14 protein-coding genes are annotated in these 11,469 nt (G+C 38.2%); 11 read left to right on the plus strand and 3 right to left on the minus strand.

Going from position 1 to position 11,469, the window contains the following annotated elements:
• Positions 1–65 precede the first annotated feature (65 nt).
• On the plus strand, positions 66–344 hold the full coding sequence (locus AC6CHJ_RS12145) for a hypothetical protein (protein WP_392995765.1): 279 nt from the start codon (positions 66–68) through the stop codon (positions 342–344).
• A gap of 293 nt (positions 345–637) precedes the next feature.
• On the opposite strand, the gene AC6CHJ_RS12150 is transcribed toward AC6CHJ_RS12145, so the two are convergent.
• Positions 638–1,204, minus strand: coding sequence for a GNAT family N-acetyltransferase (locus tag AC6CHJ_RS12150; RefSeq protein WP_392995763.1), 567 nt, complete (start codon positions 1,202–1,204; stop codon positions 638–640).
• 273 nt (positions 1,205–1,477) lie between these two features.
• On the opposite strand from AC6CHJ_RS12150, the gene AC6CHJ_RS12155 reads away from it, so the two are divergent.
• The 7 genes from AC6CHJ_RS12155 to AC6CHJ_RS12185 all read left to right on the plus strand — a co-directional run bounded on the left by AC6CHJ_RS12155 (position 1,478) and on the right by AC6CHJ_RS12185 (position 7,993).
• Positions 1,478–2,332 carry a DUF72 domain-containing protein gene (locus AC6CHJ_RS12155; RefSeq protein ID WP_498288742.1) on the plus strand — a complete coding sequence of 285 codons (855 nt, stop codon included), beginning with the start codon at positions 1,478–1,480 and terminating at the stop codon, positions 2,330–2,332.
• Positions 2,333–2,335: 3 nt separating this feature from the next.
• Positions 2,336–3,166 carry a sulfite exporter TauE/SafE family protein gene (locus AC6CHJ_RS12160; protein WP_498288744.1) on the plus strand — a complete coding sequence of 277 codons (831 nt, stop codon included), beginning with the start codon at positions 2,336–2,338 and terminating at the stop codon, positions 3,164–3,166.
• Between the two features lie 12 nt (positions 3,167–3,178).
• Positions 3,179–4,540 (plus strand): bifunctional metallophosphatase/5'-nucleotidase, encoded by a 1,362-nt coding sequence (locus AC6CHJ_RS12165; RefSeq protein WP_498288746.1) that lies wholly within the window; start codon positions 3,179–3,181, stop codon positions 4,538–4,540.
• Positions 4,541–4,585: 45 nt separating this feature from the next.
• Positions 4,586–5,689 carry an HD-GYP domain-containing protein gene (locus tag AC6CHJ_RS12170; protein ID WP_498288748.1) on the plus strand — a complete coding sequence of 368 codons (1,104 nt, stop codon included), beginning with the start codon at positions 4,586–4,588 and terminating at the stop codon, positions 5,687–5,689.
• Positions 5,690–5,739: 50 nt separating this feature from the next.
• Positions 5,740–6,537: a sporulation protein YunB gene (gene yunB / locus AC6CHJ_RS12175; protein WP_249776011.1), complete on the plus strand. Its 798-nt coding sequence runs from the start codon at positions 5,740–5,742 to the stop codon at positions 6,535–6,537.
• Between the two features lie 142 nt (positions 6,538–6,679).
• A complete protein-coding gene (gene lipA / locus AC6CHJ_RS12180) occupies positions 6,680–7,597 on the plus strand; it encodes a lipoyl synthase (RefSeq protein ID WP_066789228.1) in 918 nt (305 codons plus the stop codon).
• A 30-nt stretch (positions 7,598–7,627) separates the two neighbouring features.
• Positions 7,628–7,993 carry a YutD family protein gene (locus AC6CHJ_RS12185; protein ID WP_147196418.1) on the plus strand — a complete coding sequence of 122 codons (366 nt, stop codon included), beginning with the start codon at positions 7,628–7,630 and terminating at the stop codon, positions 7,991–7,993.
• A 20-nt stretch (positions 7,994–8,013) separates the two neighbouring features.
• On the opposite strand, the gene AC6CHJ_RS12190 is transcribed toward AC6CHJ_RS12185, so the two are convergent.
• Positions 8,014–8,280 (minus strand): DUF3055 domain-containing protein, encoded by a 267-nt coding sequence (locus AC6CHJ_RS12190; protein WP_066789222.1) that lies wholly within the window; start codon positions 8,278–8,280, stop codon positions 8,014–8,016.
• Positions 8,281–8,369: 89 nt separating this feature from the next.
• On the opposite strand from AC6CHJ_RS12190, the gene hepT reads away from it, so the two are divergent.
• Together hepT and AC6CHJ_RS12200 are read left to right on the plus strand one after the other, a co-directional pair.
• On the plus strand, positions 8,370–8,822 hold the full coding sequence (gene hepT / locus AC6CHJ_RS12195; RefSeq protein ID WP_147196420.1) for a type VII toxin-antitoxin system HepT family RNase toxin: 453 nt from the start codon (positions 8,370–8,372) through the stop codon (positions 8,820–8,822).
• Between the two features lies 1 nt (position 8,823).
• Positions 8,824–9,591 (plus strand): TIGR01457 family HAD-type hydrolase, encoded by a 768-nt coding sequence (locus AC6CHJ_RS12200; protein WP_066789219.1) that lies wholly within the window; start codon positions 8,824–8,826, stop codon positions 9,589–9,591.
• A gap of 262 nt (positions 9,592–9,853) precedes the next feature.
• On the opposite strand, the gene AC6CHJ_RS12205 is transcribed toward AC6CHJ_RS12200, so the two are convergent.
• Complete coding sequence (locus AC6CHJ_RS12205; protein WP_066789217.1) at positions 9,854–10,090, minus strand: YuzB family protein; 237 nt, start codon at positions 10,088–10,090, stop codon at positions 9,854–9,856.
• Positions 10,091–10,353: 263 nt separating this feature from the next.
• Between AC6CHJ_RS12205 and AC6CHJ_RS12210 the strand changes: the two genes are divergently transcribed.
• On the plus strand, positions 10,354–11,418 hold the full coding sequence (locus tag AC6CHJ_RS12210; RefSeq protein ID WP_066789215.1) for an NAD(P)/FAD-dependent oxidoreductase: 1,065 nt from the start codon (positions 10,354–10,356) through the stop codon (positions 11,416–11,418).
• Positions 11,419–11,469 lie beyond the last annotated feature (51 nt).

Raw genomic sequence — 11,469 nt, forward strand, 5'->3', positions numbered from 1 at the left:
CTCTAAAGCCTAGGTCAAAACCTAAAACAAAATGGAATACATTCAGGCTATTAGGAGGCGATCAAATGAAAGAAGAACAAAAATACGATTTAGAAAACGCTACATTCGAAACACTTATGCAACTCCTAGAAATTGGACATGAAATTGAATTTACTTATAAAAATAAAGAATACTTTATTCCAAACTTTCAGGACGGTCGATCATTAATATTAGATTCAGAAGAATTATGTGATTACACACATGATATCAATAAATTTATTAAAATAGCACAAGTCGACGGAATGACAATTGGAGAACTATTTAAAAATCATAATGATAAAATAGAATTCGGGACTATCTATTAAAAATAAAATAGAATCAAAAAGAACACCTAGTTTTTAACAGCATGCAAGGTGTTCTTTTTATAATAATTTTTAGATTTCAATTCCATCCTGCAGTGACTGAAATGTTTTTCTTCCACCTCGGACTCAGTGTATATCGCACAAGTCGAATTTTTTACTCCCGAAATCTTTAAAACACTTTTTTAAAAAAATTAAGACGAAAATTTTATAATTGGAATTAATTTCTAGGGCTGCTCTACTTCATTAAAAGTTATTCCTTTGCTAGGTGAATCTATTTCTTTTAAATATGAAATATGTTATTTCGCTTGGCGATAGTTATCTTCTTTTAATGAAAGAATATCTTCAACAGCTTGAGGGGGTGCATCGTATATTTCCTCAGAATCATAGCTATGAATCTCTTTGTAAACAGTTTCCATTGTGTCGATAGCCCAACGCGGTGATTTTATTGTTGGAGACCAGTAGAATAGGTCCAAATCAATTACCTCTTTTGTGACTGGATGGATCCGTGTATATTCAACATCATTCATTCTTCTAAATCCAGATTTCTCGTAAAAGCGGACACGTTTCCTAGTATCGGGGGAGTCGGCTGAAACTGGTTCTACTTCGAGGATAATAGATTTCTTTTTCTGCTTTAGGTGATTTAATACCTTACTTCCGGTTCCCTTGCTTCTACCTCCACTGTATACCAAGATGAAATCGACAAATACGAAATCCTCTTTTTCAAAGTATACGAGAACGAAATTAGGACCTTCTTCAACTTTGTAAAACTTTCCTTTATCAGCTAAAAGCTTATCAAAGTGTTCTTTCGACTTTAATTCACTTTCAGGAAAATAATCTTTTAGTGCTGTGTACCAATTGTTCATTAGATGAATCGCTCCTCTTATTTTTTTCGGACGGTAAACCTCTACTTCTTACATACCTTAAATAATAAAATGTAAACAAAATTGAAGTTATTTAATGCTGATCATTTTATCACTTTGGAGAAAAGGGTAAATTCTTAAAAACTACGAAGAGGTGAGGAGCAAGATGGAGTATGCTAGATTACTTCGAAGAGAAATTGGGGTTACTGGTTGAATTAATATAATTCGTAAACAGCCCTATGATATGATAGATAAAGAAAGTTTAGGAGGGGAAATATGATTAAAATTGGTTTAACTGGTTGGGGAGATCACCCAAGTTTGTATCGTTCTAAAGGTTCTTCCAAGGATAAATTATATGATTATAGCAGCCATTTTCCCATTGTTGAATTAGACACTTCTTTTTATGCGATTCCTTCTAAACATAATATCGAAAAATGGATTGCGGAGACACCGGAGCATTTTCAATTTGTGGTGAAGGCATATCAAGGGATGACGGGGCATTTGCGTGACGACATACCTTTTGAAAGCAAGGAAGAGATGTTCAGTGCTTTTAAAGAGGCAGCGCAAACCTTTCAAGAGGCAGGAAAATTGGCGCTAGTTTTAGTTCAATTTCCACCATGGTTTGATTGTAAAAAGAGCAATGTTGACTATATCCGCTATGTGAAACAGCAGCTGAAGGACTTTCCCATAGCCATCGAATTTCGAAATCAGACATGGTATAGCGAAAAATGGCGGGATAATACGCTTCAATTTTTAAAACAGGAACATCTTTGCCATACAGTGTGTGATGAGCCGCAAGCAGGCGTAGGCTCTGTTCCTCTCGTTCCTGTCGCAACAGCCGATAAGGTATTGCTGCGCATACACGGCAGGAACATTTATGGCTGGAGAAATCCTGGCAATAGTGAGCAGTGGAGAAAAGTGCGCTTTCTTTATGATTACAATCAAGAGGAATTGCTTCAATTGAAAGAAGCTGTGGAAGATTTGCAGCAGCAATGCATAGAAGTGTATGTATTATTTAATAACAACTCAGGCCATCATGCAGCGAAAAATGCGCATACATTAAAAGAGATGCTAGGCATCGAATTTGAAGATCTATCTCCAAAACAATTGGATCTTTTTGAAGGAGAGTAACGAATGGCATATGTATTATTGGCAGTCATTGGTGTTTGTTCAGGAATCATTGGTGCGCTTGTAGGACTTGGCGGTGGTGCTATTTTGGTGCCAGCTGCCTTATTCATCAGTTCCGCAACTGGAATGCTTTCCGATTTGACACCGCAAAAAGTGGTTGGTCTTTCTGTGGTAATGATGATTGCGACTGGATTATCTTCTACTTTGTCGTATATGAAATCAAAAACGGTGGATTATAAAAGTGGGTTAATATTTTTTATAGGAAGTGCGCCCGGTACTATACTAGGTGCGTATGTCAATAAAGGAATCAATCTGCCGTCTTTTAATTTATACTTTGGTATATTGTTAATTGTTTTAGCAGCCATTCTTCTTTTTCGAGACTATATGAAGCCTGTTCAATGGTTTGTACAACATGGCGAGAAGCGGATTTTTGTAGATGAGGTTGATGGTAAAAGCTATGAGTATGGCTATCCATTATGGTTTGCTGTTTCCTTAACGTTTCTTATTGGCTTTGCTTCTGGGCTATTTGGCATCGGAGGCGGTTCGATGATTGTTCCAGCAATGATTATTTTATTTTTGTTCCCGCCACATGTTGCGATTGCGACTTCCATGTTTATGGTATTTCTTTCATCAATCATTAACTCTGCCAGCCATATTTACCTTGGTCATGTACCTTGGCTTTACGTGCTGCCAGTCGTTCCGGGTGCCTATATAGGGGCGAAAATAGGAGCAACATTAAATAAAAAAATTAATTCAAAAATGCTTGTTGTATTATTAAGAATTATATTATTACTTCTCGGAGTTCATTCAATTTATGAAGGAATTGTCGGGAATTAGAGAGGTGCTTGCATGTTAGAGACTATTCATATATACCATACAAATGATGTGCATAGCCATCTGGATTATTGGCCAAGAACGGAAGAATTTTTAACAAAACAAAAGAAGCTACATGAGGAAAAAGGGGAGAGCTGCTTTATCTTAGATATCGGCGATTTTATTGATCGTTCGCATATTTATACTGAAGCTACACTGGGCCAAGGGAATGTCAAACTGTTGAATAATGCTCATTATGATGCAGTAACAATTGGAAATAATGAAGGCATAACTCTCTCAAAGGATGGATTAAATAGTTTATATAAAAATGCTCAATTCGATGTTATTGTGGGCAATTTGAAACTTGATGGTCAGACACCTAGCTGGGCAAAGCCATATACCATCTATCAAACAGCACAGGGTACAAAAATAGGAGTAGTAGCTGCTACAGCTGAATTTAAAACGTATTATGAGCCGCTTGGATGGTCAATAGATGAGCCATTGAAATCCATGCAAGATACGGTTGAGGCGATTCATTCAGAAGTGGATCTCGTTCTTTGCATGTCTCACTTAGGCATTCATATGGATGAACAGCTTGCAGTGCTATGCCCTAAAATCGATGTTATTTTTGGCTCACACACCCACCATGTTCTTCAACAAGGAAAAGTAGTGGGCAAAACATTGTTAACGGGCGGCGGAAAGTATGGAACTTATATAGGTCATACAGTAATTACTTATAATCAAAGCCATCAAAAAGTGGAGAGAAAAGAAACTGAACTTCAGCCTACAACCGAGATGCCAGCTGTAAAAGATGAGAAATCATTTAATACAAAGCTGATAGAAGAAGGAAAGAGCTTGTTGAATTATCCTGTCTTTATAGCAGAAAAATATTTAAACAAGGAATGGTTCCATCATTCTGCGCTATCCCGTTATTTTGCAGAAGCTTTATTAGAATTCTCACAAGCAGATTGTGCTTTGTTTAACGCTGGGATTTTTCTACGTGATTTGCCTAAGGGTGAGGTAACTGCATTTGAAGTACATCAATGTTTGCCACATCCCATCAACGCTTGTGTGATTGAAATTAGCGGGAATGAATTAAAACAATCCTTAGAGCTGATAGATCAATCTATCCAATGGCCCTATAATGAGTTAAAAGGCCTAGGGTTTCGAGGAGTAGTTCTTGGCAAAATGTTAACATACGGATGTTCCCTGCAAAATGGCCAATTATATATAAATGGAGAAAAAGCCGCTGATCATAAGGTATACAAGCTGGCAACGTTGGATATGTTTACATTTGGATTTTTCTTTCCAGAGTTCAAAAAGTTGCCTAAAACATACTTGTTACCACAATTCTTACGTGATATTCTGATTTTATATGGAAAAAAAGTAGTCAAATAAGTATTATTTTAATTAGATTGACTTTGAAAGAATGGGGAAAAAGCCATGCGGTTGATAACAACTACAGTTTTAAAAGCAGGTATGATTATTGGCAGAACAATTTGGAATGAGGCGAATAGACCACTATTGCAAAAAGGAGCAAAGGTTTCTGAACCTATGATTAAGCGGCTGCAACAGTTGAATATTCACTATGTCTATATTGATGATGAGATTTCCTCCAATATTGAAATAGAAGAAGCTATTCCTATTGATATGCGTTTAAAAGCAGTCACCCAAATCTCCTCCTCATTTAATAAATTGAAAAATGTAAAAGGGAAGGAAATGACCTATTGCTTAGATCAGGAATCGAAGCACTTTGTGGGCATTATTGATGATTTGCTTGATAATATCATGAAAAGCCGCGAGGTTCTTACTGTATTAAGTGATGCTTTCCTCTATGATCATTATATTTATCAGCACTCTATGCAAGTTGCGATCTATTCAATCGCTATTGCAAAAGAGATGAATTACAGTGCAACAGAATTACGCCAAATTGGCATTGGGGCCATTTTGCATGACGTTGGAAAGATGATGATTCCACAGGCCATACTTTCAAAACCGGACAGGCTGTCAGATCAAGAATATGAAACAATGAAGCAGCATGCCCAATTTGGGTTTGACTTGCTTCGAAACTTACATACGATTTCCCTATTATCAGCGCATTGTGCATTTCAGCATCACGAGAGATTGGATGGTAGTGGCTATCCTCGTGGCCTATTAAATTTTGAAATCCATCCCTACGCAAAAATAATAGCTGTAGCAGATGTCTTTGATGCAGTGACCTCCAACCGGGTTTATCGAGAAAAGATGATGCCATCGCATGGTGTAGAGATTATTAAAAAAGGCAGTGGCACATTGTATGATGAACAGGTGGTCGAGGCTTTTCGGCGGTCGGTCTCCTATTATCCAAACGGCACAGTTCTACTTTTGTCAGACGGCAGAAGAGGCATTGTCTGCAAGCAATATAAGGACAATCCAGAACGTCCATGGCTGCGGATTTTTGAAGAAAGCGGCAGGATGGTGAAGGCAACTTATGAGCTGTTGCTCGCAGACTGTCCAGAAGTATTTGTCGAATCGATAGACGATGCATTTGTCCCTGATATTGAATAATAAATGCCTTCTAGTCATATAAGTGATTAGGAGGTATCTTTTTGCGCTTAATGAAGAAAAGAAAGAAATTATTTGTGGTAAAACGGTCTCGCTTTTTGCCCGTAGTGCTGGGAAGCATTGTAGGCTGTGTGCTTCTTTTCTTTTATATAATAAATGTTCGCCTGATGCCTATCTTTTTACAATACGCGGAAGCTGAAACCAATAGCATTGCGTCTTATGTAATTAGCCAAGCTATTTATGCCGATAAAGATGGTGAACAAAATAATTATGATATTATCGAAAAGGTCGATCCTGATAGTAATGGAGATTCAAGCATGACAGATACAAAATTAGATACTGCAGCTATCAACCGAATCATTTCCGAAAAATATAAATTAGTGCAGTCTTATTTAGAAGAAGCGGAAAGTGGAAATTTAGATCATTTGCCGAAAGCTGACAATATTGAATATGATGTGGATGCCATGCAAAAAGATGGAGGAATTATTTTTTATGTACCCCTTGGGTTAGCCACAGGCATGCCAATGCTTGGCAACTTAGGTCCAAAAATTCCGATTCGTTTTCATATAGTCGGCCATGTAAATGTAGATGTAGAAAGAAATATTAAAGAATTTGGTATAAATAATGCATACGTAGAACTCAGTGTTAAAACGAAAGTCAATGTCCAAATCATTGTACCATTTGCCAGCAAATCAGCCATCGTCGAGCAGACAAATCCGGTAGCAGCCACTTTAATTAAAGGTGGTGTTCCGAATGTCTATTCAAAAGACGGCAGCACATCCCCTTCAGTCGAAGTACCTATACCTACAGAAGGAAATAAAAATAAAGAGCAAAATGAAAATGCACACTAGGGATTAGGGTTATGATGACGAATTATAGTTGAATAAATCCAATAAATGCTATATTAACCTAGACGCGGTTGTCTGAATGCACTGGTTATGATAAATTGACAACAGGGATGATTATTTTTTTATGAAGGGATGGGATTACATCATGACCACATGTAAACCGACAAAGGAAGAGCACATTCGAAAACCGGATTGGCTAAAAATCAAGTTAAATACCAATGATGAATATAAAGGTCTTAAAAAATTAATGCGCGAGAAGAATCTTCACACAGTTTGTGAAGAAGCGAGATGCCCGAACATTCACGAATGCTGGGGAGAACGCCGTACAGCTACATTCATGATCCTAGGAGATGTTTGTACGAGAGCATGCCGTTTTTGCGCTGTTAAAACAGGTCTTCCGAATGAATTGGACTTAGCAGAGCCAGAGCGCGTAGCAGACTCTGTACAGCTGATGAACCTAAAACATGCTGTTATTACAGTGGTAGCACGTGATGATTTGAAAGATGGAGGAGCAGGTGTATTAGCGGAGACGGTAAGAGCAATTCGTCGTAAAAACCCATTCACCTCTATTGAAGTATTGCCATCTGATATGGGCGGTGTGAAGGAGAACTTGCAAATTTTAATGGATGCAAAGCCAGATATTTTAAATCACAATATCGAAACAGTGCGTCGATTATCTCCAAGAGTTCGTGCCCGTGCTACATATGAACGTTCTTTAGAATTTTTGCGTCGTGCAAAAGAAATGCAACCAGAAATTCCGACAAAATCCTCACTTATGATCGGACTTGGTGAAACAGAAGAAGAAATAATTGAAGTAATGGATGATTTACGTGCCAATGATGTGGATATCATGACAATTGGCCAATATTTGCAGCCGACAAAAAAACATTTGCCTGTGAAGAAGTACTATTCACCAATAGAATTCGGCAAACTACGCAAAATTGCAATGTCTAAAGGATTCAAACATTGTGAGGCTGGCCCGCTTGTACGCAGTAGCTACCATGCAGATGAGCAAGTAAATGCAGCGACAAAGGAAAAACAAGCACTTGGCGAGCAAGCGTAATCACCTTATAAGAATGGAGGGTGAGCTTACATGATTTTAGCGGACCAATGGATGTATGATTTAATTGAAAACCATAAAGAAGGATTTAAACAAGAAGATTTTGATAGCCGCTATAGCGAGATTCTAACCAAATATGATTATATTGTTGGTGATTGGGGCTATGGACAGCTTCGCTTAAAGGGTTTTTACGAAGATAAAAATCAAAAAGCTAATTTTGATACACGCATTAGCACATTGCAGGATTATTTATATGAGTACTGCAACTTTGGCTGTGCTTACTTTGTCTTAAAGAAAATGGGCAAAGCTAAGAAAACGGAAGAAATAGTAAATGCAGAGACGAATCAAGAAGAGGTAACTATAGAAGAAGAGCAAACAAAAACAACGCAGGAGCAGTAAATTGCCCCAGCGTTGTTTTTTTAGCCGATTAATTCATATAAATATTCGCGTAGTTCTTGAGCCTCTTCAGGCGGACGGTTATAAACAGCTTCTATATAGCCGGGTTCATCCAAATCATCACTACCCAAAATAGCAAAGCGGCTATATTGCATATCAAGAACGAGCAATTTACCGTAAAAACGTCCGCTTTGCATAATTGCTAAGTCGTAACGTTGATTTTCACCCATAAAGCTGACGAATCTTGTTTGGGTTTCTTCCAAATCATCGTATAAGAAAAATCTTTCCATGTGAACGCAGCCCCTTCCAATCCTAAAAATTATGGTACTATAGAAGAGGACAAACTATCAACCTTAAACATGTGACTGGAGGCTTTACAGTGTATTTTGTTGACCGTAAAAAAATTGTGAAAAACCTAGAATATATGGAAGAGCTAATCACTACGTACGAACAAAGTAATGATTGGCTAGAGGACCGCGTACACCGTTTAGCAGTTGAACGCATTGCCAATATATTGATTGAGGCGATTATCGATGTGGGTAATAGCATGATTGATGGATTTATTATGCGAGATCCAGGCAGTTATGAGGATATTATAGATATTTTAGTGGACGAATCTGTTATTACCTCTGAGATGGACGAGCCGTTGAAAGAACTGATTGGCTTGCGTCGCGGACTTGTACGCGATATTTTAGATGTAATCGACGAAGAAGTAGTCAATGTATTGACAAAGAACTTGGCTGCTATTAAAGAATTTTCTCCAAAGGTGAAAGATTACTTAACAAATGAGTTAGGCCCTGTGACTGCTTTTATCCCGGAAGGTGAAGAGTAAAATGAAATCCTATTTAGCGTATATATTTGACCTTGATGGAACGGTGTACAGAGGAAAAGAGGTAATTGAGGATTCGAAGACCTTTATTTCGTATTTAAAGGAAAAAGGCATCGAGCCTTTTTATGCCACAAATAATGCAAATATGACTGCTGCCCAAGTACAAGAGAAACTTAAAAAAATGGGTATCGAAACAAGCATTGACCGGATTATGACCTCAGCAATTGCGACAGCAAAATACATTGCAACAGCTTATCCCCAAAAAACAGCAAAAGTTTTAGGTGGAGATGGCTTAAAACAAGCCTTACTTGATGAGGGGGTTGAAGTAGTCACTGAACAACCGGATGTAGTTGCACAAGGTATGAATACAGAACTAACCTATCATATGCTGGCAGATATCTGTTTTGATATACAAAATGGCGCATCCTTTGTCGTGACTAACCCTGATGTAAAATATCCAACTGAAAGAGGATTTGCACCAGGAAACGGTGCACTTGCCGAAATGGTGCATACAGTAACTGGCGTCGAACCCCTCTATATAGGTAAACCAGCAAGCAATATGCTTGAGCTCATACGTACTAGTTTTGACCTACAAAAAGAAGATATGATTATGATTGGCGACAATTATGATACAGACATGATGTGTGGCATCCAGTATGGAATCGATACATTACATGTCAATACCGGCGTTTCCCGAACAGACGACGTAAAGAAAAAAGAATTGCGTCCTACATTCACAGTAGACACATTGATTGAATGGGTCGGGAATTAACTAAATTAAAAAAGAAGGGACTTTCTGTAGATAATATCAGAAAGTCCCTTCTTCGTATTGAAATAATTAATGGCAGTAAGATTCATTAATAGAAACTACGTAGAAGTGGAAATGGCGGAGACTCCTTGGGGATTAACGAGCCAGGTGAGACCCCGCAGAAAGCGAAGCGAACGAGGAGGCTCACCGCTCGTCCCCAGGAAAGCGCAGCTATTTCCACTTCGTTTCCTAGTACCTATCTATCTCCGACTCACTAGAACATTCCTTAGAATAAAGGATTTTCTTCTATGAATTGATAAATGTTCTTTGTCAGTTCTTCCGGCGTTTCGCCTTCTACCATTTCGCCATTAACAAGCGCATAAAGCGATTCTGAACATCTTGTACAATAGCTTAAACAGCCATATTCCAACACATCTATGTTTGGATCTTTTTCTAACGCTTCAAATGTATCTTGAGAGCCGTTTGCTAAATTGCTCACGCAAAATTCAACAAGGGGATTCATTCTACCTCACCTCATTTCGAATGCTACTATTATTTTGTATATTCGTCAATGTTGAGCATGCGTTAATCTTTATTTATTCGACATTTCTCTGCCTAATCAATTTAACCTCAACGCCACATACTTGTTTAATATTTAAAGAAAAACCCTCGGATTAATGTTTCAATTTATATTTGTGAAACTTCTCACAAGTGTATTGTGAAAAACATCACAATCAGTTATAATGGGGATGAAAATGTGACGAAATTGTTAAAAGGGAGATTTCGATGAGACGTTTAGTATTATTGGGCGGAGGATACGGCAACATGCGCGTACTAAGCCGCTTATTACCCAACAACTTACCTGAAGATATTGAAATTATTTTAGTAGACCGCACCCCGTTTCATAGTCTAAAAACGGAATTTTACGCATTAGCCGCAGGTACAACACCTGAAAAGGAAATTCGCGTAAATTTCCCCCAACACGAACGCCTGTCAAAAGAGTATGGTGAAATCGTGAAAATCGATATTGAAAACAAAGTGGTTGTGCTAGATGAAAATCGTGAAATTGCATATGATGACTTAATCATTGGGCTTGGATGCGAAGATAATTACCACCATGTACCTGGAGCAGACGAACTAACATACAGCATCCAGACAATGGCGAATTCTCGTCTGACTTACAATGCGCTTGGCGGCCTTCCGTCAGGTTCTACTGTAGCTATTGTCGGCGCCGGCCTAAGCGGCATTGAGCTTGCGAGTGAGCTGCGTGAAAGTCGAGAGGATTTGACAATCAAATTATTCGACCGTGGACCGCGTATTTTAAAGGACTTCCCAGAGCGATTAAGCAACTACGTAAAAAAATGGTTTGACCGTCATAATGTAGAGGTCATAGCGCAATCAAATATTACAAAAGTAGAAGATAAGATACTTTATAATCACGAAGAGAAAATTGTAGCAGACGCCATTGTATGGACGGCAGGTATCCAGCCAGTAAAAGTTGTCCGCGATACAGGGTTAGAATTAGACAAAGGAAGAATCGCAGTTACTCAATATATGAATGTACCAAATGATGAACATGTCTATATTGTAGGGGATTGCGCGGCATCACAATTTGGTCCTAGTGCTCAGCTTGCAGAAGAACAAGCGGAGCATATCGTCAAAGTCCTTAAACTACGCTGGAGCAATCAGTCTCTTCCAGAAAAAATGCCTGAAATTAAATTAAAAGGATTTATGGGAGCTCTAGGAAAGAAACAAGGCTTTGTTTATATGGCCGATACGACTGTCACAGGCCGTATCGCTCGTTTAATGAAATCTGGATTGCTGTGGATGTATAAGCGTCACAACGGTTAATAATTAGCTAGAAACGTTGCTATATCAGCGTTCCTAGCTTTTTTATATTGG

This window comes from Rummeliibacillus sp. GQ308, from assembly GCF_059759115.1.

Excerpts from the sequence above, each read along its gene's own strand:
- AC6CHJ_RS12145 (WP_392995765.1), top strand. The coding sequence starts at position 66 with ATGAAAGAAGAACAAAAATACGATTTAGAAAACGCTACATTCGAAACA.
- AC6CHJ_RS12150 (WP_392995763.1), bottom strand. The coding sequence starts at position 1,204 with ATGAACAATTGGTACACAGCACTAAAAGATTATTTTCCTGAAAGTGAA.
- AC6CHJ_RS12155 (WP_498288742.1), top strand. The coding sequence starts at position 1,478 with ATGATTAAAATTGGTTTAACTGGTTGGGGAGATCACCCAAGTTTGTAT.
- AC6CHJ_RS12160 (WP_498288744.1), top strand. The coding sequence starts at position 2,336 with ATGGCATATGTATTATTGGCAGTCATTGGTGTTTGTTCAGGAATCATT.
- AC6CHJ_RS12165 (WP_498288746.1), top strand. The coding sequence starts at position 3,179 with ATGTTAGAGACTATTCATATATACCATACAAATGATGTGCATAGCCAT.
- AC6CHJ_RS12170 (WP_498288748.1), top strand. The coding sequence starts at position 4,586 with ATGCGGTTGATAACAACTACAGTTTTAAAAGCAGGTATGATTATTGGC.
- yunB (WP_249776011.1), top strand. The coding sequence starts at position 5,740 with ATGAAGAAAAGAAAGAAATTATTTGTGGTAAAACGGTCTCGCTTTTTG.
- lipA (WP_066789228.1), top strand. The coding sequence starts at position 6,680 with ATGACCACATGTAAACCGACAAAGGAAGAGCACATTCGAAAACCGGAT.
- AC6CHJ_RS12185 (WP_147196418.1), top strand. The coding sequence starts at position 7,628 with ATGATTTTAGCGGACCAATGGATGTATGATTTAATTGAAAACCATAAA.
- AC6CHJ_RS12190 (WP_066789222.1), bottom strand. The coding sequence starts at position 8,280 with ATGGAAAGATTTTTCTTATACGATGATTTGGAAGAAACCCAAACAAGA.
- AC6CHJ_RS12200 (WP_066789219.1), top strand. The coding sequence starts at position 8,824 with ATGAAATCCTATTTAGCGTATATATTTGACCTTGATGGAACGGTGTAC.
- AC6CHJ_RS12205 (WP_066789217.1), bottom strand. The coding sequence starts at position 10,090 with ATGAATCCCCTTGTTGAATTTTGCGTGAGCAATTTAGCAAACGGCTCT.
- AC6CHJ_RS12210 (WP_066789215.1), top strand. The coding sequence starts at position 10,354 with ATGAGACGTTTAGTATTATTGGGCGGAGGATACGGCAACATGCGCGTA.